Here is a 22187-nt window from a genome sequence, read left to right as displayed (position 1 = left end):
GTTGCCGAAAGATATAGGATAGCACCCAACCTTGTTCCTCGAGAACGCAGAGGAAACTTATTTATTTTAAATTTGGGCGAAAATCGGTTTACAGATAAATCTTATACTCATGCAAAATATAGAAATTAAGCCGCTGGAGGGGATTGTTATTAAAGATATCGGTGAAGTGCTGTTAGGGCGACATAAAAATAATGTTTATACTCTATTAGGCCATCCCTCAATAGATAACAAAGACAGGATTTTTTATAAAGAACTTGAAGTAAGGTTTGATATAGATCAACATGATAACATTGAATTTATAGAATTTATATACGGACCATTTCCAAAAAATATTGAGTTAACGATTTACGATGTTAATCCATTTACTATCGGAGCGAACAAGCTACTGAAAATACTCTCAATGCATAATCAAGGGGACCCAGATACATCTGAAGCTCCTTATTCTTACGCCTTTACAAATACATCTATTGGCGTTTGGAGAGACCTTGCGCCTGAAGACATAGAACCAATAACCGAAGATAACATAAACGATAACTATAGCGAAGAACTAAAAATGGTCCAGAATTTCTGGACCATAGGAATCGGTGTGCCTAATTATTATCGATTGTAATTCCGCAATGCCATTTTATTTTTAGAGGAAACCTAATCACTCATCATATTAAACAACTTAACCGCCTGTACAGCTTCCTTTACATCATGCACCCTTAAAATAGCTGCACCTTTGGTTAAAGCTATAGTGTTTAGTACCGTGGTGCCGTTCAACGCTTCATCAGCAGAAATACCTAACGGACCGTAGATCATCCTTTTCCGCGATACGCCTGTCAATAGCGGCAGGCCCAGTTGCTGAAACTCCGCCATTCGGCGCAATAACGTATAGCCATGCTCAGGTTTTTTGGCGAAACCAAAGCCGGGGTCAATAATAATGTCCTTAACGCCTAATTGCTTCAACTGATGAATGCGGGTGGTAAAGTAGTTAAACACTTCGCTAAAAACATCCTGGTACTCTGCCAGGGCAACCATTGTTTTAGGGTTGCCTTTCATATGCATTAAAATATAGGGTACTTTGAGTTTGGCAACAGTAGCAAACATGTCTTCATCAAGCTGTCCGCCGGATATGTCATTAATAATATGCGCTCCGGCTTGAACAGCCGCTTCTGCAATCCTCGCCCTGAAGGTATCTATAGACAAAACGGCCTCATGCATATTTTTTACTATAGCTTCAACTATGGGTAATAACCTGTCCATTTCCTCCTGCACAGAAATATCATCTGCATCCGGGCGGGATGAATAAGCGCCCAGATCAAGAAACGTAGCTCCGTCCGCCAGCATTTTTTCTGCCTGTTTTAATGCATCATCAACACCTTGCTTACGGCTGCCTTCAAAAAACGAATCGGGCGTGAGGTTGATAATGCCCATCACGGCCGGTGTACTCAGATCAATAAGTTTGCCGCCCGCGTTAAGCGTTGTGTTTTTATGAAAAAATGTATCTTTAGCCACTGTTTTATCTTTGAAATACATTAAGGTTGGATTTGTAAAGTTAATTTATCTATTCAATTTTTATTGACGTGAACTCTCTATCCTCAGAGACGCAAAAATGTGGTTATACTTTTAACCCTGCACATCGTTAATAAGTGTTTCGCAATAATTTCAAATTTTAAAATTTTGAACAATACATCAGCCGAATACGACGCAGTTATTTCCCTTTGCAAAGGGCTTTTTATGAAGAAAACGCATGATTATGGTACGGCCTGGCGCATACTCCGCCCTGCTTCTATCACAGATCAGATCTTCATCAAAGCGCAGCGCATCCGCACTTTAGAAGAAAAAAAGGTATCAAAAGTTGATGAGGGCATAACCAGCGAATACATTGGCATTGTTAACTATTGCATTATTGCCATGATGCAACTGGAATGCGGCCCCGAAACGCCTGTTGAATTGGCACCCGAAGATGTAAGTGTTTTGTTTGACGAAAAAGCTTTGGAAACCAAGGAGCTGATGTTCGCCAAAAATCATGACTATGGCGAGGCCTGGCGCGATATGCGCGTTAGCTCATTAACAGACCTGATTTTGATGAAGATATTGCGCGTTAAACAAATTGAAGATAATAAGGGGCTAACCTTAGCATCAGAAGGTATAAAAGCCAACTACCAGGATATGCTGAACTATTCAGTGTTCGCGTTAATAAAATTGGAAGTAAAATGAAAAACGGACTGATATGGTTTTGCCGCATTTTTGTAGGTCTGCTGTTTATATTTTCAGGCCTCATTAAGATCAATGACCCGCTTGGTTTCTCCTATAAACTGGAGGAGTACTTTGAGGTTTTCCATATCACCTTTTTAAACGGACTGGCGCTGAGGCTATCCATCATTCTATGCGCGCTCGAAATTATAATGGGCTTTGCCTTGCTTATTGGTGTTCGGGCTAAACAAACCGTGTGGGGCCTGTTGCTGCTTATTATTTTCTTTTCGTTCCTCACCTTTTATTCGGCCGCGTTTAAGGTGGTACAAACCTGCGGTTGCTTTGGCGATGCCATCCCGCTAACTCCATGGCAATCGTTCAGTAAGGATCTTGTATTACTGCTGCTGATATTGGTGTTGTTTAAGAATAAAGAAAGCATTAAACCGCTTTTCAAACCTAAAGCCGGCGATAACTGGCTGTTTGGCGCAACGGTGGTATCACTTGGGTTTGGCTTGTTCACGTATAACTTTTTGCCGGTGGTTGATTTTCTGCCTTACAAAGTTGGCGCAAATATTCCTAATGAAATGAAAAGGCCGCCGGGCGCAGCGCCTGATGAATACCAGATCAACTATAACCTAAAAAACAAAAAAACGGGTGCAACCAAGGAGGTAACGGATAAGGAATACCTGAGCAGCGGCATCTGGAAAGATAATAACTGGGAAATAGTAGGCAATCCGGAAAGCAAGTTAATTAAAAAGGGTTTTACGCCTAAAATTCAGGATCTTTCCATTCACGATGCGCAAGGGAATGATTACACACAGGAACTGTTAGAAAATCCGTTTAACAACCTCATCATAGTAGCTAACGACTTAAATAAAACCGACACTTCGGCCATTATCAAGATCAATGCTTTGGCCATTAACTTAACCCGCAGCTTTAATACGCGTACCATACTTTTAACTTCATCTACCTCCGCAACTGCCGAAGCTTTTGCCAAACGCTACCATTTAATAAGCGAGGTTTTGTACGCTGATGGCGTACCGCTTAAATCAATGGTGAGGGCAAATCCAGGTGTAATGTTATTAAAGAATGGTACCGTTGTTAATAAATGGCATTATCACACCGTACCGAGCTACGATGATATGGTGAAAAAGTACTTCACTCAGCAACAATGATAGCCCGCTACCTGCTCCGCAAGTTTTTATACAGCCAAGCGGTTATGCTGGGCATTGTGGTAGTGGTTTTCTTTTTATTTAACGTTTTACCGGTAGACCCGGCCCGCATGACGCAGGGACAACGTGCCGATGTGCAATCCCTACAAGCGGTACGCAAAGAGTTTGGTTTGGATAAACCTTTGCCGATACAGTTTGCCTATTATATAAACGACCTGTCGCCAATTGGCATTCACTTAAAAACCGATCAGCACAAATACAATTTTGCTTCGCTTGTTCCTGTCTCTGCTGATAAAGTCTTAGCATTAAAATGGCCCTACCTGCGCCGCTCTTACCAAACCAGTAAAGATGTGGCTTCGCTATTGATGGAAGTTGTACCTAACACGCTTGTGCTGGCAACAACCGCTATGATTTTCGCCATTATTATAGGCGTTTTTTTAGGCATTGTTAGTGCTTTAAATAAAGATACCTGGATAGACCGCCTGGCTTTGGCTTTTTCAACTTTAGGCATCTCCGCGCCTTCTTTTTTCGCGGGTATCATTATTGCCTGGTTGTTTGGTTTTGTGCTGAGTAACTATACCGGACTCAACATGTCGGGCAGTTTGTACGGGTACGACCCTTTTAAGGGCGAGGTGGCCAACTGGAAAAACCTGATATTACCTATGATAACTTTGGGCCTGCGCCCACTTGCTATAATAGTGCAGCTTACCCGCAGCGCAATGTTAGATGTATTGAGCCAGGATTACATCCGCACAGCTAAAGCAAAAGGCCTAAGCCGCAATGCCATCATCTACCGGCATGCTTTAAAGAACGCGCTTAACCCGGTAATCACCGCTATTGCCAACTGGTTCGCGTCGTTAATGGCGGGTTCATTTTTTGTGGAGTACATATTTGGGTATAATGGTTTAGGCAAAACTACGGTGAAGGCACTGGAAATGTCAGACTTTCCGGTTGTGATGGGCGCTATTCTGTTCATCGCCTTTATTTTTGTGGTGATCAACATACTGGTTGATTTTGTTTACGTTTGGATAGATCCGAGAGTTAAATTACAATGAAGATATTTTTTGTGGGTTTTATGGGATGCGGCAAAACCACCTGGGGCCGCAAGTTGGCCAACAGGCTGGAGTATGATTTTGTTGACCTTGATAAGGTTTTTGAAGAAAAGGTTGGCACTTCCATAACCCAATATTTTGAAGAGCATGGGCAGGACGCGTTCCGCTTGCTGGAATCCAAAATTTTGAAAGAAACGGAATACGCCGAAAATGTAGTGGTATCTACAGGCGGAGGATTGCCGGTATTTTTTGATAACATGGAATGGATGAATGCCAACGGCCAAAGCATCTACATCAAACTAACACCTGCAACACTGGCTGAGCGTTTAGATAAGGGTAAAACCACACGCCCGCTTATATTAGGCAAGCATGGCGAGGAACTGGTTGCTTTTATAACCGAGAAGCTTGCTGAACGAGAAAGCTTTTATGAAAAAGCTACTCACATTGTTAACGGCATTGAAATGACTCCCGATTCATTAGCCGAATTAGTTACTAAGTGATCAAAACAAGGTAATCTGCTTACCGCTTTTGGGTACAAACAAACTGTGATTAAGAGGTGGCATTTCCCTGTTGGCTAAAAATCTGTTGCAAGCCATTTTAAACAATTGGTGTATGGATTGCGCTATTTGTCCGTCGCCACTCATGCGCCTGCCAAAATCACTGTCGTTTAAATTACCACCATGGCAGGAGCGAATAGCATTTAAAACTTTTTCTGCCCTGTCTGGAAAGGCTTTGTGTATCCAGTCGGTAAATATTTCGGCAATGCTGCCATTCAGCCTAACAATGGTAAACCCGGCAGATAAGGCGCCGCGGTCGGCAGCTGCTTTGATAATATCAGGTAGTTCATTGCTGTTCAATCCGGGTATTACGGGCGCGGCCATTACCCTTACCGGTACCCCTTTTTCTGATAGTTTTTGTATAACGCCTAAACGCCCGCTGGCTGTTACGGTGCGTGGCTCCAGCTTTTGGCGTAACTGCTCGTTTAATGAAGTGATGGACATATTTACATGAATGAGATTGAGCTTAGCCAGTTCTTCAATTATATCCAGATCGCGCAGGATTACGTTGTTTTTTGTAATGATACTTACCGGGTTTTTATACTGCAGAAATAGCTCAAGCAGTCGGCGGGTTATTTTTAATTTACGTTCAATGGGTTGGTAACAATCGGTATTACCGGAGAGCATAATGGTTACCGGCTGATAGTTTTTCTTGTTAAAATATTGTTCCAGCAGTTCGGGCGCGTTACGCTTCACTACTATTTTTCGCTCAAAATCAAGGCCGGCGCTAAAACCATAATATTCATGACTGTTACGGGCGTAACAGTATATACAGCCATGCTCACATCCCTGGTAGGGGTTAATGGAATACATGTGACTCAGATCAGGACTGTTTGATTCGCTTACAATCTTCTTCGGCGTTTCCTCAAATAGCTGTGTGGCGCTGTTTTCTAATAAAGGCTCATCCAGGCCTTCAATATGGTCTAAAACGTATTTTCGTTTTAAAAACTTATTGTCGGTGTTTACCTGCGCCCCGCGTCCCTTAAAAAATTCCGGATTTTCCTGATGTGCCATTACGCAAATTTGCTAAAATATTTAGCAAATTCACACTTCTATTAATTTGTTTTTTATGGCATAAAGCACCAGCCCAACGCGGCTTTTTATCTGTAGTTTATCAAAAAGCTGATCGCGGTAGCCATCTACCGTGCGCACGCTTACACACATTTGGTCGGCAATTTCCTTATAGGTAAGTTCGGTGCCGGTGAGTTTCAGAAATTCTATTTCACGGCCGTTCAGCTTAATGGTATCAACAGGCTTGTTAAAATTGCTGATGAGGTGTCGTGTTACAAAAGCGGGAAAGTAAACTTCATTTTGAGCTACGTTACTAAGAGCCTGCTCAAATTCATGGGGTTCTGCATCTTTCAGCAAATATCCTTTAACACCGAGTTTTACCATGGTAAGCACCTTGTCGGCATCTTCAAACATGGATAGTACAATAATATTTACATCCGGATAATTGCTGCGCAGCCATTGCGCGGTGCTGATGCCGTCCATTTGGGGCATGTTAATATCAAGCAAAATAATATCCGGCTTCAATTTAGACGATATCTTTCGCATAAGTTCATGCCCGTTAGCGGCTTCAAACATAATGCTATAGCCGTTAAGATCATTCACCATAGCGGCAATACCACTTCTAAATAGTTTATGATCGTCAACTAATGCTATTTGGAGGGGTCCCATCAGCGTACAATTGTTTAGTATTAGGGTTCAGGGCGATGTTTATGCTACAGCCATTGCCGGGCGAGCTGTAAATATTAGCTACAGCGCCCATCATTGCCGCGCGATTTTGCATGTTTTTTAACCCTGAGCCGATGTTATTTGCCAGCTCCTCAGGAGAAAAACCCACACCATCATCCTCGAGGGTTAAATTAAACAATTGTTCAGAATATTGCAAAGTGATATTTAATTTGCCTGCGTTGGCATATTTCAGCGCATTGTTTAAAGTTTCCTGGAAAATTCGAAATAAAATAAGCTCGCGTTGTTCGCCTAAAGTGTAGCTTTCACCGTCAATTCTCAGGTAAATGTTGATCAATCCACTATCATTAACACGGTTGGTTTCTGCTTCCAGCGCTTTAATTAGTCCCTGTTGCATAACGTGCTCAAAGCTAAGGCTTTTGGAAAGGTGGCGCAGGTCGCTTATAGCCCGTGCAATAAGCTCACGGTTCTCTTCTATTTTTTGTTCAGCATCCGGCACTGCTTTGGCTACCCTTGCTAGATTAAGTTTTACAAAAGACAGTACCTGGGTAATATTATCGTGTATCTCCCGGCTAAAATCTGTTAGCGTTTGTTCCTGTACTTCGATCTGCGTTTTTAGTAATTCCTGCTTAAATGCCGTTTTAAGATGCTCCTGCTCCTCTATGTGACGTTTTTTTCGGCGGTTGTAAGCATTGATATAAATAATTAATGCCAGTGGAGCCAGTAAAAAGATACAGGTGGAGAGGATTATTATTTGTTTGATGTCATCCATCGTTTACATATAAAGGCGTATGTCCAGCAGCCGTATAAAATTACAATAAGAATGTTATTGATGTAAAATATATACATGGTGTTAACCGCAGACACAGATACAGACACCAGTAACCTGTAAAATAAATTGATGGCTGTTGTTCCAAAAAAGAAAAACAAAATGCCGGTTGTCCACCAAAATTCGGGTAATGCTTTTAGGTCGGTGTATTCTTCCTTATTAAGCAGCAGATAATAATAATACAAGCTGTAAAGTATCATTATTACAGATAGTGCCGAATAAGTTAAAACATTGTAATCATAAAACCCATGTTGGTTGGTCAGCAATTCGTAGCCGTACAGGCTCAGTAAGATAACAAGGCCCGTAAAAATGATGATTTTGCTTTGGATATATTTCCCAATAAGGTTATAAAACATCATTAAAAATGTTCCAATTTGTAGTAACAGCAGTAAGTTATAGATCCAGGCGTTAGAGTTTTCGGGTTTAGGGTCAGCTTTGTACATTTCCTTAAGCGGTGTTGCAACAAACTCCACCAAACATGTAAGAAACATGAATGCTATAAAAAAGCGCCAATATCTTTCTTTGACCGACAAAAGGCAAACCAGCGCCGTAATGAAACAGATCAGTTCGGCGCTGGTGTATAAAGTAAAGTATTTAGACATTATTAAAGGCAATCCCTTTTTTAGTTACAGTTTATTGGGCAAAGACCACCGTTGTTTTCAGGAGGGCCCAAATAGAACACGCTGGCCTCTCTATCTTTAAGCAAAGTCGCAGAAGTATCGCATCTAAAATCATCCTCAAGTTTGTCATTTACTACGGTTATAATTAGCGTATTTCTACCATCTATAACCTCTCCGGTACTATGTTCATTATTTGGATATGTTGCCATATATACTCTAATGCCGTTGAAATGTTTCTCTTTTACCAGTTTTTTAAACATTTCTAAATCAAACCATACTGCTTTAGTATTCATATTTCTGCCATTAAATTCATCCACCATTGCCTCTGCATAACTTCTCTTAATAGCACCTATATAGTCAGCTGGATTACAATTACCGTCATAGTCTGTACATGATTCACAATGGCTATTAAGTAGCGCCCCGGCGGTGCTCCACTTAGGCTCCGGCTTGATAACGAAATCTTTGGGCGTTCCAAAAATATTCTCATGCCTATAATAATCATGATGTAATCCTGGGTAACCTGCGGATGTACTATCTGTGGTTGAAATTAACAACAGTTTAGTTTCTTGCGCATCAGGTTTTTCCTTGGCAAAATAAAATCGTATACCGTCAATCTTAGGTGTTTTAGCTTTTTCTTTTTGAAGAAGGGCAACAATATCTTCAACCATTTTTTTTGTTAAGAGGAAGGTGACGGGTTCAATTTTGTGATTTTCTTTCTTTATATATTCTTCGTAATTGACAATCCATTGCTCAGCTTCTTTACAGTCTACATTATTAAGCGTTTTATAAACTATTGATCCTGTAGGAACCGGGCATCCTGCGGGGTCATGCGGGGTGAAGGCAGCTTTCTTAACAGCGGTCTGCTTTTTCTCTTCGTCTTTTTTTTGGTCACAACTAAAAACAACGATGGATACAAGTAGCAATAGCAATAATTTTTTCATGATTGTTTGGGTTTTAGGGGTTGAATTTTTTCCCTAAAATAAGCAGAGAGCGCAGTAATCCAGTACCGTTTTTTAACGGTATTTTAAGTATAAAACACCGCGCCAAATACGGTCAATGAAGCGTAGAGGTGAGTTGCCTTTTTAAGCAATTTTGACTTAACCTTTATTACTTACTGTAAAGCACCGGCTGATAACAAGATCAGTAAAAAGTTAAAACCTCAGCCTGATTGCTTGAAAAAAAAGGGGGATACTAAACCACGTGGCTAATCACTTTCATCCTAAACCCTCTGCCACACAAAAGCCGGCCTCTTTCGGGGGACTGGGGTCGGCTTTCCCTTACTTGTCTAATAAAAATACAAACAGTTCTTTAGGGCCGTGGGCACCTAATACCAGTGTTTTTTCAATATCTGCTGTGCGGCTTGGGCCGGTTACATTAGTGATCATTGATGGCAGGTTGCCATTGTACTTGTCTTTGATGAGCTTAAAGCCATCTTTCAAGTCGGTAACCAATTGGGAGGTATAAGCCAGTACAATATGCACCGGCGGATAAATACTTAAACGCCTGCCTGCCATGCCTGCGTTTGATAATAGAACGCTGCCGTTTCGGGCTATTAATGCTTCGCATAGCGTAAAGCCAACTTCTGCCTGCTCAAAGTCTTTATCCGTTTCAAAGTAGGGATACTCATATTGGTCAAGCAGTTGCTGCAAGGCGGGTTCCCAGCAGTATATTTTATGCCAGTTGCGTTCTTCGGCCAGCGTAAGCAGGTTCTCAATAAATTGAACTTCATCTTCGCAAAAAGAGAACTGCCCGGCAACGGCTGTAAACTCTTCGGCAAACATCACTTCAAGCAGGTCATCAGGCGGAGGATAATGCGGCAGGCTCTCCAGGTTAGGGTACGGGTTGTCCCGTTTCTCTAACAGCGCCTGGCGTATTTTTTTAAGTAACTTCTCTTTTGATGTAGTGATGTCTTTCATTTAAGCTATAAGGCCTAAAACAAAAAGCTTAAAGCTAAAGGCCCGAAAGGTCTTTTTGCTTTAAGCTTTTGCTGTTTAATTTATTCGTTACCTGAAGCTTCTTTCTCTTCGGGGTTTCTGTTAAACGTACCGGAGTGGTCAGCAACACCTTCATGTGTTAAAGATTGCGCTGCAGGCTCCTGGTTTGACTCGCTCGGGCCATTTACAAACTCATCATAAGTGGTGCGGTGGTCAAACGGACGTTTACCTAATATCTCTTCCAGGTCTGACTGGAATAAGATCTCTTTCTCTAAAAGTTTTTCGGCCAGTTTGATCAAACCTTCACGTTTATCTAACAATAATTGTTTAGTGCGCTCGTAAACAGCATTGATCTGTCCGCGTACTTCCTCATCAATTAATTGCGAGGTTTTTTCAGAATATGGTTTGTTAAACTGGTATTCGCCCTGGGTATCGTTGAAGGATACATTACCAACTTTAGGGTTCATACCATAAATGGTAACCATGGCGTATGATAGTTTGGTAATACGCTCCAGGTCATTCTGCGCACCGGTTGATATTTTACCGAAAGTAATATCCTCGGCAACACGGCCACCCATGGTCATGCACATGCCGTCTTCCAGTTGTTCAATGGTGTACAAAAATTGTTCTTTTGGCAGGTATTGCGCATAACCCAACGCAGCAACACCACGCGGAACGATAGATACTTTAACCAACGGATCTGCGTGTTCCAGGAACCAGCCTGCAATGGCGTGCCCGGCTTCGTGGTAAGCAACAATTTTTTTCTCCTCCGGAGAGATGATCTTGTTCTTTTTCTCCAAACCACCAATCACACGGTCAATAGCATCCTGAAAATCCTGCATATCTACCGCTTCCTTGTTTTTACGTGCTGCAATTAAAGCGGCCTCGTTACAAACGTTGGCAATTTCGGCACCCGCAAAACCAGGAGTTTGGGCAGATAGTTTTTTAGCATCAACACCTTCGGCCAGTTTAACCGGTTTAAGGTGTACCTTAAATATCTGCTCACGACCGATCAGATCGGGTTTATCAATAGATACCTGCCTGTCAAAACGGCCCGGACGTAACAAAGCCGAGTCTAATACATCCGGACGGTTGGTAGCCGCAAGGATAATGATACCAGAATCTGTACCGAAACCATCCATTTCAACCAGCAATTGGTTCAATGTATTTTCGCGCTCATCATTACCGCCTACAATATTATTTTTACCACGGGCACGGCCAATAGCATCTATCTCGTCAATAAAAATGATACACGGTGCTTTGTCTTTAGCCTGGCGGAACAGATCACGTACGCGTGATGCGCCAACACCCACAAACATCTCCACAAAGTCTGAACCTGATAGGGAGAAGAACGGCACCTGTGCTTCACCTGCCACGGCTTTTGCCAATAAGGTTTTACCTGTACCCGGCGAACCTACCAGTAATGCGCCTTTAGGTATTTTACCACCCAGGTTGGTGTATTTTTTAGGATTGCGAAGGAAATCAACAATTTCCATTACCTCCTGCTTGGCTTCTTCCAAACCGGCAACATCGTTAAAAGTAACTGATACCTGAGATTCCTTATCAAATAAAGTAGCTTTTGACTTGCCAATATTGAAGATCTGACCACCCGGGCCACCACCCGCACCGCCAGACATGCGGCGCATAATGAACATCAATATAGCAGCGAAAAGTACGATCATAATAACACTCTGAACCAGGCCGTTTGAAAGCAGGCTTTCGCGTTGGGTATATTTGATACTGATCTGCTGTGATTCGGGCAGGTCTTTCTGTGCGCTATCAATTGATCTTTGAAGCAACTCGTATGACGGAGAAGTGAAAGAATACTGCGGTTCGGCATTGGCATTCATGCTCAACGCATTTTGCGATTTGCGTGCGTCAGCATATTCAGGTTTTTTTAAGCTGTCTTTTTTGATGTGTACCTCAACAAAAACCAAATCGCCGCCCTTGTAGGCTTCAACGTAGCTTACGTCTCCGGCCTTAAGCATCTTGTCTTCAAAACGTTTTTGGTCAATACCGCGGCCACCGGTGTTACCTGTAAAAAGGGCTATCCCAATAAAGGTGGCAATCACCAGGGCATAAACCCACATAAAATTAAACTTCGGAGGTTTGGGTGTTATTCTTTTAGCCGGAATTTTTCTTTGCGGCTTTGGCTTTTCAGCATTATTATCTTTCATTTCTATAATTTCAAATTTAATCAATTGCAAAGCTACCCTGCTTAGGCACTTTTGTAGCTTTTAATTTCAGCATCACCCCACAGTTCCTCAACACCATAAAACTCGCGCTTGTCTGTTCTGAAAACGTGTACAACTACGTTTACATAGTCAAGCAATATCCATTCGGCATGCTGCAGTCCCTCTTTGCGCCAGGGTTCCTGCTGCGTTGCCTTAAATACTTCATCTTCAATGCTGTTAGCAATTGCCTTTACCTGGGTGGTTGAGTCGGCATGGCAAATAACAAAATAGTCGGCTACCGAGCTGTTTATATTGCGTAGGTCAAGTCTTACAATATCGTTCCCTTTTTTTTCCTGTATGCCATGTATGGCCAATTCAGAAATATAAGCGGATTCATTTTTCGCTTTATTTTTTACCATCAAAAAGAATTAGTTTTGAACGTTTTTTGGTTAAGCATTATTATAACATTGCAAAATAACATAATTTCAGGATTATTTGTTGGACAAAATTTACTGACACTAAAAGAAGTAGATTCAACCAATAATTTCCTAAAAAGTTTATTGGCAAATTCTGAGCCAGTAATAGAGGGTACGGTCATTATGGCAGAACGCCAGTTTGCGGGCCGTGGGCAGCATCAAAACAAATGGCTGAGCGAGCCCGGAAAAAACCTCACTTTTAGTTTATTGCTTAAACCATCGTTTTTAAACGCTGTCCATCAGTTTGATCTTACCCGCGCCATTAGCGTTGGCGTATATGAGGCGCTGTATAAGGTATTGGGTAACGAGGTTAAAATAAAGTGGCCCAATGATTTATATTATGGCGACAGGAAGCTGGGCGGCATGTTGATAGAAAACACCTTGCAGGGCGAACGCATCAATAACTCGGTTGTGGGTATTGGTTTGAATGTTAACCAGGAGGAGTTTTCCGCTGAGGCTGTCAACGCTACGTCGGTAAAGCAAATCTTACATAAAGATTACGATTTGCGGGTTTTATTGTCAGAGATTTGCAGTCAGATTCAACAATACTACTTACATTTAAAGGCAGGCAAGGTAGAGTTGATAAGAAGCGAGTATTTGAAACGTTTGTATTGGTTGAATCAGCAAAAGCCGTTTAAAGCCGGCGATGAAGTTTTTAGCGGTGTAATTAACGGAGTGGCCGAAAATGGCTTGTTGAGTGTACAGAAAGATGGGAACAGTAAACTGTACAATCTGAAAGAAATTGAATTTTTAAATAAGTGATATGAAAAAGATAATGGCCGTTGCTGCCGCATTAATAATTAGTTTTAGCGCATTCGCTCAAATTGAAAATCCGGTAAAATGGGCTTATGCCGCAAAAAGAACCAGCGCTACTGAGGCGACTGTTTTTATCAAAGCCAGTATTGAAAACGGCTGGCATATTTATTCGCAATTTATTGAAGAAGGTGGCCCTATAAAAACTTCATTCACATTTGAACCTTCAAAAAACTACGCGTTAGTTGGCAAAACCATTGAGCCCAAGGCTATTGCCAAGTTTGATAAGCAATTTAAAATGAACATTGGCTTTTTTGAGAACGAGGTTGTTTTTCAACAAAAAGTAAAGCTGAAAGCAGCCGGTGCAACTACTGTGAAAGGTAAGCTTGAATTTATGGTATGTAACGACAAAAAATGTTTGCCGCCAACCGAAGTTGAATTTGTTGCACCTGTTCCGGCTAAGTAATAAGCATGTTTAATATTAAAGTTTTACTGACTAAAACAGTTGCCTTACTGGCTTTTGTATTATTGCTGTGTTTAGCAAGTGCAGGCGAAGCAAAAGCCCAGGAGCCCGATACATCGGGTATGGTTTTTACTGAGATAACAACAACAGCCGATAGTTTGGCCGATGCCTCAAAAAAGGATACACAGCAGGTTGTAAAAGCAACTCAACCGGTTGTTGCATCTGCTTCGGCAGCAAAAGCTCCGCAATCATTATGGGCTATATTTTTAGCCGGCTTTGTTGCAGGGTTTGCGGCTTTTTTAATGCCGTGCATTTACCCTATGTTGCCGTTAACAGTATCATTCTTTACCAAAAAGGCAGGCAGCCGCACAAAGGGCATATTCAATTCAATGCTCTATGGCCTTTCCATCATATTTATATATGTATTTATAGGCATACTCATAGCCGTAATTTTTGGCCCAACGGCATTGAATGACTTGGCTACCAATGGCATTTTTAACTTTCTTTTCTTTTTATTGCTGATAGCATTTGGCGTATCATTCCTTGGCGCGTTTGAAATTACACTACCCAGCTCATTGGCCAATAAGTTAGATGAAAACTCAGACAAAGGCGGTTTAGCAGGTATATTCTTCATGGCGGCCACATTGGTAGTGGTGTCATTTTCGTGTACAGGCCCTTTAGTTGGTTCGGTATTGATCGATGCCGCGCTCAAAGGAGAGCGTTTAGGCCCTGCCATAAGCATGCTGGGTTTTTCAACAGCGCTGGCTTTACCGTTCACGCTTTTTGCCATGTTCCCGTCGGCACTAAACAGCCTGCCAAAATCGGGCGGTTGGTTAAACAGCGTTAAGGTAATATTAGGTTTTATTGAAATAGCCTTCGCTTTAAAATTCCTGTCGAATGTTGATCTGGCCTACCACTGGAACATCATTGACCGTGAGGTAGTGCTTTCCATCTGGATAGCTATATCCTTGCTGGCCGGTTTATACCTTATTGGTAAGATCAGGTTTGCGCATGACAGCCCGGTTGAGCACTTATCTGTTCCGCGCACATTCATCGCCATTGGTGTTTTTGCTTTTACAGTCTACCTGATACCCGGCATGTGGGGTGCGCCGCTAAAATCAATCAGCGCTTTGCTGCCGCCATTAAGCACGCAGGATTTTGATATATCTGCCGGAACAGCACCAGTGCAATCAGTAAGCAACAGCGTATCTATAAAGGAAAAAAAGTACGAAGAACTTTTCAGGCGCCTGCCAAAAGTGAAAGGTATTGACGAGTGGTATGATTTTGAGCAGGCCAAAGCAGTTGCCCGCGAGGTGAAGAAACCCATAATGATTGACTTTACCGGTTGGAACTGCGTAAACTGCCGCCAAATGGAGCAGAATGTTTTTCCTGATGCGGAAGTTTTGAAAAGATTACAAAACGAATTTGTAATGGTGCAGCTGGTGATAGATGATAAAACAGCTTTGCCGGAGGCTGAGCAATTTACATCGGCAGTTACCAAAAAGCGCATAACAACATTAGGTGGTAAATGGCTTGATTTTGAAATTGGTACTTATAACTCCAACGCCCAGCCTTTTTATGTAATTGTTGACGAAAACGGACAAACGCTTGTTCCGCCACAGGGGGCAATTTTTGACATTCCTGAATTTATAAAGTATCTGGACAGCGGAATTTCTGCTTATAAAACTTTACAGGCGGCAAAAAAATAACTTAATTTGCAGCGAATTCGAAATAGTAAAAATTTCTTCTCACATCAGCATGGCTAAGATCAAGAAAATAGGTGTATTTACGTCGGGAAGCGATTCGCCGGGTATGAATGCTGCCATAAGGGCGGTGGTGCGTACGGCTGTATTGTATGATTTAGAAGTTGTAGGCATACGCCGCGGTTATGAAGGGATGATTCAGGGTGATTTTACACCAATGAACCGCAAGTCTGTTTCGAATATTATTCAACGCGGAGGCACCATATTAAAAGCCGGCCGTAGCGAAGAATTCAAAACACCCGCCGGAAGAAAGAAAGCCTTTGAACAGTTAAAATCCCAAAATATTGACGGTCTGGTAGCTTTAGGTGGCAACGGTACCTTTATTGGTGCTAAAGACTTGGGGCGTGAGTATGATATGCCTATTATAGGTGTTCCTTGTACTATTGACAACGACCTTTTAGGTACCGATTTTACCGTTGGTTATGATACGGCAATAAACACCGCCATTGAAGCAATTGACAAGATACGGGATACTGCAGAATCGCACGACCGTTTGTTTATTGTGGAAGTAATGGGATCCGACTCCGGTTTGATAGCCCTGCGTGTAGGTATAGCTATTGGCGCCGAAGCGATGATGATCCCCGGTACACGTTCTGACATGCCCGCCCTGTTTGCGCGCTTAGAAATGGGCCGTAAAGACAAAGCTTCAAAAATTGTGGTGGTTGCCGAGGGGGAAGAACCGGGTGAGGCTTTTGAAATAGGTAAAATAATAAAAGAAAAATACCCTAACTATGATACCCGTGTATCAGTACTGGGCCACATACAACGTGGTGGTAAACCAACCTGTATGGACCGTGTGCTGGCCAGTCGGTTAGGTGTTGCCGCTGTAGAAGTGTTAAGAAACGGCCATCGTAACGAAATGGTTGGTTTGATACATAATGACATTATCGGCACCTCGTTTGAGCGTTCTATTAAACACAACATTGATTTGAATACCGACCTGTTAAAGGTGGTAGAAATGCTTTCGCTGTAATTTAGCGTCTTAGTGTATTGAAAGGTGTCCCATCCGGTGGACCAAAACGCGATTTTGTTTAACGAAATTGCAGTATTTTGATATTCAGTAAATTGGTGATTTTTTACATCTAAACTTACTAACCTAAAAGTAGTCCCAAAGGAAGAGGTATTTTTATCAATAAATTGATATACAGGTATTTGTAAATTTATTGGGTTGGTAAATTTAACTCGGCCCGTATATTTACATGGTACAGCTTAGTGTTATAGCTAACTAACCTCTAACATGGTAAGTTTAGATAACCCGGTTTGGTTAATAATAGCTATGCTTTTACCGGATAGGGCCAGTAGTTTTTCATTAACCAGCTCATTGATCACACGGAAAACAGTTTCGTAAGTAGCACCCGAAAACGAGGCCAGATCCTGGCGGCTCAGATCAATGTTAATGAAGCCGTCATCGGTAACGCCAAATTGCTTTTGCAGTAACAGCAATGATTCGGCCACCCTGCCTTTAACAGACATATGCGCCAGGTTACGCATCTTCCGTTCAGACTCGCAAAGCTCGCTGGCAAAAAACTGCATCAGTTTATAAGTGAATTCTGCGTTCACTTTTAGTGTAGCCTCAAAAAAATCCATATCTACATAGCAAATAACGCCCGCCTCTAAAGCGGTTGCAGATATTGGGTATCCCGTGTCGCTGCCAATACCCCTATGACCTAATATAGCGCCTGTTTTAGCAAACCGGAGGATGAGTTCTTTATCTGCATCCCATTTTTTGTGCACCTTAACATTGCCCGAGTTTACAAAGTAAATGCCGCTCACTTTGTCTCCCTCTCTGAATATTACCTCGCCTTTTTTTACCCTAAAAGTTTTTTGATTTTGCAAAATGGCCGGATGCCACTCCTTTATGCAGTTTTGAAACAAATAGCAATTGTTTTGATTGCAAATGGCCTTGCTTTTTTTCATTGATCAGTTAATTTATGTGCAATTGTGCATTAATATGCTGTTAATTGCAATGTATTTTTATTTAGTACGTAAAATTAAAAACAAAATACTATAATATTCATCATGAAATTGAATAATTGATAAAATAATTTCTATCAAATGTTATTATTTTAACAAAAATTATAAAATACCCGAAAATAGGTATAACTTGCGGCCATTAACTGATCTTATTAATGCCCATAAATGTACGTCGCAATACATTTTGACAAAATCCACCGTTTTATACGGTGGATTTTTTTGTTTTTACAACTTTGGTCAGTAACGACGTTGTTAGTTGGCTGTTTTAATGGTAGATGTGATAGTTTGTAGGCGTAACATCAGGTCTTAGCTGTTAACAGCGCATTATTTATAGATCAATTTTATAAAAACAGTGTCAAAGGCAATTAGTAATAGGTATTTTTATACTGCTTAATGTTGCAGATGAAGTTTTATATGTCTCTGAGGATTGTATTGGTGTTTTTATGGTTGCTTGCTTCTTTAGCAACTCATGCGCAAAGTAAATTCAAGGTCATTCCTCTTCCACTTAAATTAAACGATGTGAACCAGGAGTTCTCTGGAATGGCGCGATTGGGAGACAGGATCTACATTTTACCGCAATATGGCTACCATAAAGAAACTGCGCTCGACGGCGAGTTTGAAATGTACAGCATTAAGGCAGACAGCATAAGCCGCGTATTAGCTGGAGCCGACACAGTCATAACTGCCTACAGAACACTAAAGGTGCGTGGCCTTGAAAAATTGCCCGCTGAGGTAAAACAAATGTATCAGGGTTTTGAAACACTAACATTCGTGGGTCAATACGCTTACATAGCCATAGAGACGGCTGATATAGCAGCTAATTGTTATTTAATACGAGGCGTAGTTGATACTGCAAACAACGAAATTTTGATAGATGCCCAGAGATATGTTACCCTCGTACGCCCTTCATACATCAGCAATGCCGGCTTTGAAAGCATTACCTGGTTGCCAAAGGAAGACAAGCTCATCGCTTTTTATGAGTTTAATGCTGATGCAAAAGGAAATTTTGCCTACCTGATAGATACTTCGTTAACGCAACTGCCCAAAAAGGTGAAAACGCCTTTTTTGTATTTCAGAAATACTGATGCCGCTACCGCAGCTGATGGTAGTATATACGCCATTAATTACCACTGGGATGGCGATTATGATAAATATCTGAATAACAATTTTGTCAATAACCCCGAACGCGATATTAAACATGCTATCCCCTCGCTTAAAAGTAAGCTTGACCATGATCCGCAATATTTAAAGGGCAACACCTTCGCGCGCATTATCCGCCTAAAAAATTATCGAAAGAATAAGTGGCAGGAAGTTGCCGTGTTTGATGGTTTTAAAAACAATTGGGAGGGCGTAACGCTGTTTAACAAAGGAGCGCTTGTTATTACGGATGCCAACCGGAGTTCAAAGCAGGTTACTCAGCTGGTTTACATCGAATTTTAGTACACCATTCCAAATAAAAAATTTGCTTTTGTTGGTACTTATTAATAGCTTCACGCCCCCGAATAGTACTTTAACAAAGACGGATAATCTTAATGACGGATAACGGTAAAAAGATCATTATTTTTGATGATGATGAGGACATTTTAAGTGTATGTACCTATGTGTTGGAAGAGCAGGGTTGGGAGGTGCACGTTTTTACCGATTGCAACAACATTATTGAAAAGGTAAACGGTATAATACCCGATGTTATACTAATGGATAACTGGATACCGGATACAGGCGGTATTGTTGCCACGCAGGCATTAAAAAATGATGCAGCTTTAAAACACATCCCGGTTGTTTATTTTTCTGCCAATAGTGATATACAACTTTTGGCAGAAAAAGCCGGAGCCGAAGCCTATATAGCCAAGCCTTTTGACCTGGAAGATATGGAGCGTATTATAAGCGGTGTAATTACCGCTTAGGCCTGCTGTAATATTGTTTTTACGCTGAGTGTTATTGGGTTTGTTGTGAATATGCCTATATTCGCCAACGAAATTAAACCTCCTACAAGTGAAGATATACAACACTAAACGCGGCATTGTCATTGATAACGAAGGGCAATACTTTCTCTCAACAGAAACCAATTGGGACACTTTTATTAACAGACAAGGCTTATATGCCACTGTACTTGCTGAAATTGGCAGTTTAACTGCTGATTCATCATTAGCTGATGCTATTACCGGTGAGGTTTTAGCGCCATTAGCTAATCAGGAAGTATGGGCATCGGGCGTAACTTACTTCCGTAGCCGTACTGCACGTATCGAAGAATCAAAAGATGCCGGCGGCGGTACTTTTTATGATCGTGTTTACAATGCAGACAGACCAGAGCTTTTCTTCAAAGCCCCTGCATACCGTACTGTAGGTACCGGTGCTGATGTACGTATCCGTAAAGACTCTAAATGGAACGTACCAGAGCCAGAGCTTACGTTATTTATGTGCTCTGCCGGAACCATTGAAGGTTACACCATTGGTAACGATATGTCATCAAGAGACATTGAAGGCGAGAACCCATTGTACTTGCCACAAGCAAAATCATACACCGGTTCTGCAGCCGTTGGTCCTTGTATTTTTGTAAGCGAAGAGCCAATCAACCCTGAAGCTACTATCACCCTTGAAATTAAAAGAGGTGGCGAAGTTGCCTTCACCGAGTCTATCGCTATAAGCCAGATGAAAAGAAAACACAGCGAATTGGCTGAGTGGTTGTTTAAAGAATTAGACTTCAAATACGGCGTGTTCCTGATGACAGGTACGGGTATTATCCCTGCTGACGAATTTAGCTTACAGGTAGGTGATGTGGTAAACATCTCTATTGAAGGCATAGGTACATTAAGCAATACCGTTACTTCGTAAATAAAAACGCGAATTAAATTTTAAACTCGCCCCCGGCGTTAAAGTTATTATGTTATGATTGAAGGAAAACAGATCATAGGTTTTGAACTTAAGGCCGGGGGCGATGTTCTTTGGCAGTCAACCAACCCTGCTACCGGCGAGAAGATCGCCGATTTCCGTTCGGCAACTCCTGCCGAAATTGAGGAGGCCGCTACTAAAGCCGCATCAGCGTTTTTAGTATATAGAAAAAAGTCGGGCTTTGAAAAAGCAGATTTCCTGGATGCAATAGCAGGAGAGATGAGCGCTATCAGTGATGAACTTTTAGCCATTTGCATGGCCGAAACCGCATTGCTAAAGGTGAACCTTACCATCGAGCTTAACCGCACCATCAACCAGTTAAAGATGTTTGGCAATTTGCTGCGCGAAGGTTCATGGCTGGATGCCCGCATTGAAACCGCCGAGCCGGAACGCCTTCCACGCCCTAAACCCGATGTTAGGTTTATGCACATTGGCTTAGGTCCGGTACTGGTGTTTGGTTCAAGTAATTTTCCTTTTGCGTTTTCAACCGCGGGTGGCGACACCGCTTCGGCATTAGCGGCCGGTTGCCCGGTTATTGTTAAGGCGCATCCTGCCCATCCTGCAACGGGCCACATGGTGGCGCAAGCCATTTTACGCGCGGCGCAAAAAACCGGCGTGCCTGACGGTGTGTTCTCGCATTTGTTTGATAACGGATTAAGCGTAGCACAGGCCTTAGTGGTGCATCCTGCCATTAAAGCTGTTGGCTTTACCGGCTCTACCAAGGGTGGCAAGGCGCTGTATGACATGGCTGTTAGGCGCGATGAACCCATCCCGGTTTATGCCGAAATGGGTAGCTCTAACCCAGTATTTGTTTTGCCTGAGATAGCCAAGAACGAGGCGGAGAACTTTGCCAAAGGCTTTGCATCATCAGTAAGCGTTAGTGTGGGGCAGTTATGTACCAACCCTGGTATTTTGCTGTATGAAAAATCGCAGGCAAGCGAAGGCTTTACCAATAAATTACAGCAGGAGTTTCAGCAAACCGTGGGCGGCGTTATGCTGGCGCCTAATATTGCCAATGCCTATAATACCGGTGTGGAACACAGGGCAGCACACCCGGGGGTAGAAGTAATTTCAAAAGGGCAAACTACTGAAGGGTTGAACGTTGGCGCGCCTGTTTTATTTAAAACAGATAGCACAGCCTTTATGGCCGATGCTACTTTGGCTGAAGAGATCTTCGGGCCGGAGAGCATTGTAGTAGAGGCTAATTCTAAAGAAGAGATATTCAATATTGCGCGTAATCTGCATGGTCACCTTACAGCTACTATTCACGGCACCCCCGCCGATCTGGAAGCATACCGCGAACTGATTGACATATTGGAACTGAAAGTGGGTCGCATCATCATCAACGGTTTCCCAACCGGGGTTGATGTGAGCAGCGCCATGGTACACGGCGGACCGTTCCCGGCCACTTCCGATTCGCGCGCTACCTCTGTAGGTACCGCCGCCATCTTCCGTTTTACAAGGCCGGTGGCTTACCAAAATATGCCCGATGCTTTATTGCCCGAAGAACTGCAAAACGCCAATCCGCTTAATATATGGCGGAGAATCAACGGCGCTATGGACCAGGGGAAGGTGGAGTAATCGTATTGTTTGTTTGGCAGAAATTTCTGTAATAGCTGTAAAGCCTAATGGTATGCCTTGGTAAAATAACGACAATC

The 22187-nt window shown here is 42.2% G+C and carries 23 protein-coding genes; 13 read left to right on the top strand and 10 right to left on the bottom strand.

The window, feature by feature from the left end; translation table 11 throughout:
• Nucleotides 1-109: 109 nt before the first annotated feature.
• Nucleotides 110-610, top strand: coding sequence for a hypothetical protein (locus CLV57_RS00710; RefSeq protein WP_100339454.1), 501 nt, complete (start codon nucleotides 110-112; stop codon nucleotides 608-610).
• A 32-nt stretch (nucleotides 611-642) separates the two neighbouring features.
• Here the strand turns inward: CLV57_RS00710 and folP are convergent, their stop codons facing one another.
• Nucleotides 643-1518: a dihydropteroate synthase gene (gene folP / locus CLV57_RS00705; protein WP_100339453.1), complete on the bottom strand. Its 876-nt coding sequence runs from the start codon at nucleotides 1516-1518 to the stop codon at nucleotides 643-645.
• Nucleotides 1519-1719: 201 nt separating this feature from the next.
• Between folP and CLV57_RS00700 the strand changes: the two genes are divergently transcribed.
• The 4 genes from CLV57_RS00700 to CLV57_RS00685 are packed head-to-tail and all read left to right on the top strand — an operon-like array spanning nucleotide 1720 to nucleotide 4902.
• Nucleotides 1720-2202 carry a DUF1599 domain-containing protein gene (locus CLV57_RS00700; protein WP_100339452.1) on the top strand — a complete coding sequence of 161 codons (483 nt, stop codon included), beginning with the start codon at nucleotides 1720-1722 and terminating at the stop codon, nucleotides 2200-2202.
• Entirely contained in the window at nucleotides 2199-3353 is a 1155-nt protein-coding gene (locus CLV57_RS00695; protein ID WP_100339451.1) for a BT_3928 family protein, read from the top strand. The genes CLV57_RS00700 and CLV57_RS00695 overlap by 4 nt, the downstream gene beginning before the upstream one ends.
• Nucleotides 3350-4405, top strand: a complete 1056-nt coding sequence (locus CLV57_RS00690) for an ABC transporter permease (protein ID WP_317044558.1) — start codon at nucleotides 3350-3352, stop codon at nucleotides 4403-4405. Before CLV57_RS00695 ends, CLV57_RS00690 begins: the two co-directional genes overlap by 4 nt.
• Entirely contained in the window at nucleotides 4402-4902 is a 501-nt protein-coding gene (locus tag CLV57_RS00685) for a shikimate kinase (protein WP_100339450.1), read from the top strand. Before CLV57_RS00690 ends, CLV57_RS00685 begins: the two co-directional genes overlap by 4 nt.
• Here CLV57_RS00685 and CLV57_RS00680 read toward each other — a convergent pair whose 3' ends face one another.
• The 8 genes from CLV57_RS00680 to rsfS form a co-directional block, all read right to left on the bottom strand.
• Nucleotides 4903-5973: a PA0069 family radical SAM protein gene (locus CLV57_RS00680; RefSeq protein ID WP_100339449.1), complete on the bottom strand. Its 1071-nt coding sequence runs from the start codon at nucleotides 5971-5973 to the stop codon at nucleotides 4903-4905.
• A gap of 30 nt (nucleotides 5974-6003) precedes the next feature.
• Entirely contained in the window at nucleotides 6004-6639 is a 636-nt protein-coding gene (locus tag CLV57_RS00675; RefSeq protein ID WP_100339448.1) for a response regulator transcription factor, read from the bottom strand.
• Entirely contained in the window at nucleotides 6611-7426 is an 816-nt protein-coding gene (locus tag CLV57_RS00670; protein WP_100339447.1) for a sensor histidine kinase, read from the bottom strand. Before CLV57_RS00670 ends, CLV57_RS00675 begins: the two co-directional genes overlap by 29 nt.
• The gene (locus tag CLV57_RS00665; protein ID WP_100339446.1) at nucleotides 7405-8085 is read right to left on the bottom strand and encodes a hypothetical protein; all 681 of its coding nucleotides are present in this window, start codon (nucleotides 8083-8085) and stop codon (nucleotides 7405-7407) included. Before CLV57_RS00665 ends, CLV57_RS00670 begins: the two co-directional genes overlap by 22 nt.
• Before the next feature lie 20 nt (nucleotides 8086-8105).
• On the bottom strand, nucleotides 8106-9044 hold the full coding sequence (locus CLV57_RS00660; protein WP_100339445.1) for a hypothetical protein: 939 nt from the start codon (nucleotides 9042-9044) through the stop codon (nucleotides 8106-8108).
• A gap of 336 nt (nucleotides 9045-9380) precedes the next feature.
• A complete protein-coding gene (locus tag CLV57_RS00655; RefSeq protein WP_100339444.1) occupies nucleotides 9381-10019 on the bottom strand; it encodes a LutC/YkgG family protein in 639 nt (212 codons plus the stop codon).
• Nucleotides 10020-10099: 80 nt separating this feature from the next.
• Nucleotides 10100-12214, bottom strand: a complete 2115-nt coding sequence (gene ftsH, locus CLV57_RS00650; RefSeq protein ID WP_100339443.1) for an ATP-dependent zinc metalloprotease FtsH — start codon at nucleotides 12212-12214, stop codon at nucleotides 10100-10102.
• Nucleotides 12215-12255: 41 nt separating this feature from the next.
• Nucleotides 12256-12630, bottom strand: coding sequence for a ribosome silencing factor (gene rsfS / locus CLV57_RS00645; protein WP_100339442.1), 375 nt, complete (start codon nucleotides 12628-12630; stop codon nucleotides 12256-12258).
• A gap of 15 nt (nucleotides 12631-12645) precedes the next feature.
• On the opposite strand from rsfS, the gene CLV57_RS00640 reads away from it, so the two are divergent.
• The 4 genes from CLV57_RS00640 to pfkA are packed head-to-tail and all read left to right on the top strand — an operon-like array spanning nucleotide 12646 to nucleotide 16639.
• Complete coding sequence (locus tag CLV57_RS00640; RefSeq protein ID WP_245856783.1) at nucleotides 12646-13449, top strand: biotin--[acetyl-CoA-carboxylase] ligase; 804 nt, start codon at nucleotides 12646-12648, stop codon at nucleotides 13447-13449.
• A gap of 1 nt (nucleotide 13450) precedes the next feature.
• Nucleotides 13451-13906 (top strand): protein-disulfide reductase DsbD N-terminal domain-containing protein, encoded by a 456-nt coding sequence (locus CLV57_RS00635; protein ID WP_100339441.1) that lies wholly within the window; start codon nucleotides 13451-13453, stop codon nucleotides 13904-13906.
• Nucleotides 13907-13911: 5 nt separating this feature from the next.
• Entirely contained in the window at nucleotides 13912-15612 is a 1701-nt protein-coding gene (locus CLV57_RS00630; RefSeq protein ID WP_245856781.1) for a protein-disulfide reductase DsbD family protein, read from the top strand.
• 49 nt (nucleotides 15613-15661) lie between these two features.
• Nucleotides 15662-16639 (top strand): 6-phosphofructokinase, encoded by a 978-nt coding sequence (gene pfkA, locus CLV57_RS00625; protein ID WP_100339440.1) that lies wholly within the window; start codon nucleotides 15662-15664, stop codon nucleotides 16637-16639.
• 248 nt (nucleotides 16640-16887) lie between these two features.
• Here the strand turns inward: pfkA and CLV57_RS00620 are convergent, their stop codons facing one another.
• Nucleotides 16888-17583: a Crp/Fnr family transcriptional regulator gene (locus tag CLV57_RS00620; protein WP_100339439.1), complete on the bottom strand. Its 696-nt coding sequence runs from the start codon at nucleotides 17581-17583 to the stop codon at nucleotides 16888-16890.
• Nucleotides 17584-18054: 471 nt separating this feature from the next.
• Between CLV57_RS00620 and CLV57_RS00615 the strand changes: the two genes are divergently transcribed.
• From CLV57_RS00615 to CLV57_RS00600, 4 genes are all read left to right on the top strand, one after another.
• Nucleotides 18055-19080, top strand: coding sequence for a hypothetical protein (locus tag CLV57_RS00615; RefSeq protein ID WP_157799027.1), 1026 nt, complete (start codon nucleotides 18055-18057; stop codon nucleotides 19078-19080).
• A gap of 92 nt (nucleotides 19081-19172) precedes the next feature.
• Nucleotides 19173-19544 (top strand): response regulator, encoded by a 372-nt coding sequence (locus CLV57_RS00610; RefSeq protein WP_100339437.1) that lies wholly within the window; start codon nucleotides 19173-19175, stop codon nucleotides 19542-19544.
• Between the two features lie 88 nt (nucleotides 19545-19632).
• Nucleotides 19633-20472, top strand: coding sequence for a fumarylacetoacetate hydrolase family protein (locus tag CLV57_RS00605; RefSeq protein ID WP_100339436.1), 840 nt, complete (start codon nucleotides 19633-19635; stop codon nucleotides 20470-20472).
• Nucleotides 20473-20526: 54 nt separating this feature from the next.
• The gene (locus CLV57_RS00600; RefSeq protein WP_100339435.1) at nucleotides 20527-22110 is read left to right on the top strand and encodes an aldehyde dehydrogenase (NADP(+)); all 1584 of its coding nucleotides are present in this window, start codon (nucleotides 20527-20529) and stop codon (nucleotides 22108-22110) included.
• Nucleotides 22111-22187: the final 77 nt, after the last annotated feature.

It is taken from the genome of Mucilaginibacter auburnensis, from assembly GCF_002797815.1.
Classification (GTDB): Bacteria; Bacteroidota; Bacteroidia; order Sphingobacteriales; family Sphingobacteriaceae; genus Mucilaginibacter; species Mucilaginibacter auburnensis.
The sequence above is the reverse complement of the archived record's forward strand: the minus strand, read 5'-3'. Positions and strand labels throughout refer to the sequence as shown.

Excerpts from the sequence above, each read along its gene's own strand:
- CLV57_RS00710 (WP_100339454.1), top strand. The coding sequence starts at position 110 with ATGCAAAATATAGAAATTAAGCCGCTGGAGGGGATTGTTATTAAAGAT.
- folP (WP_100339453.1), bottom strand. The coding sequence starts at position 1,518 with ATGTATTTCAAAGATAAAACAGTGGCTAAAGATACATTTTTTCATAAA.
- CLV57_RS00700 (WP_100339452.1), top strand. The coding sequence starts at position 1,720 with ATGAAGAAAACGCATGATTATGGTACGGCCTGGCGCATACTCCGCCCT.
- CLV57_RS00695 (WP_100339451.1), top strand. The coding sequence starts at position 2,199 with ATGAAAAACGGACTGATATGGTTTTGCCGCATTTTTGTAGGTCTGCTG.
- CLV57_RS00690 (WP_317044558.1), top strand. The coding sequence starts at position 3,350 with ATGATAGCCCGCTACCTGCTCCGCAAGTTTTTATACAGCCAAGCGGTT.
- CLV57_RS00685 (WP_100339450.1), top strand. The coding sequence starts at position 4,402 with ATGAAGATATTTTTTGTGGGTTTTATGGGATGCGGCAAAACCACCTGG.
- CLV57_RS00680 (WP_100339449.1), bottom strand. The coding sequence starts at position 5,973 with ATGGCACATCAGGAAAATCCGGAATTTTTTAAGGGACGCGGGGCGCAG.
- CLV57_RS00675 (WP_100339448.1), bottom strand. The coding sequence starts at position 6,639 with ATGGGACCCCTCCAAATAGCATTAGTTGACGATCATAAACTATTTAGA.
- CLV57_RS00670 (WP_100339447.1), bottom strand. The coding sequence starts at position 7,426 with ATGGATGACATCAAACAAATAATAATCCTCTCCACCTGTATCTTTTTA.
- CLV57_RS00665 (WP_100339446.1), bottom strand. The coding sequence starts at position 8,085 with ATGTCTAAATACTTTACTTTATACACCAGCGCCGAACTGATCTGTTTC.
- CLV57_RS00660 (WP_100339445.1), bottom strand. The coding sequence starts at position 9,044 with ATGAAAAAATTATTGCTATTGCTACTTGTATCCATCGTTGTTTTTAGT.
- CLV57_RS00655 (WP_100339444.1), bottom strand. The coding sequence starts at position 10,019 with ATGAAAGACATCACTACATCAAAAGAGAAGTTACTTAAAAAAATACGC.
- ftsH (WP_100339443.1), bottom strand. The coding sequence starts at position 12,214 with ATGAAAGATAATAATGCTGAAAAGCCAAAGCCGCAAAGAAAAATTCCG.
- rsfS (WP_100339442.1), bottom strand. The coding sequence starts at position 12,630 with ATGGTAAAAAATAAAGCGAAAAATGAATCCGCTTATATTTCTGAATTG.
- CLV57_RS00635 (WP_100339441.1), top strand. The coding sequence starts at position 13,451 with ATGAAAAAGATAATGGCCGTTGCTGCCGCATTAATAATTAGTTTTAGC.
- CLV57_RS00630 (WP_245856781.1), top strand. The coding sequence starts at position 13,912 with ATGTTTAATATTAAAGTTTTACTGACTAAAACAGTTGCCTTACTGGCT.
- pfkA (WP_100339440.1), top strand. The coding sequence starts at position 15,662 with ATGGCTAAGATCAAGAAAATAGGTGTATTTACGTCGGGAAGCGATTCG.
- CLV57_RS00620 (WP_100339439.1), bottom strand. The coding sequence starts at position 17,583 with ATGAAAAAAAGCAAGGCCATTTGCAATCAAAACAATTGCTATTTGTTT.
- CLV57_RS00615 (WP_157799027.1), top strand. The coding sequence starts at position 18,055 with ATGTCTCTGAGGATTGTATTGGTGTTTTTATGGTTGCTTGCTTCTTTA.
- CLV57_RS00610 (WP_100339437.1), top strand. The coding sequence starts at position 19,173 with ATGACGGATAACGGTAAAAAGATCATTATTTTTGATGATGATGAGGAC.
- CLV57_RS00600 (WP_100339435.1), top strand. The coding sequence starts at position 20,527 with ATGATTGAAGGAAAACAGATCATAGGTTTTGAACTTAAGGCCGGGGGC.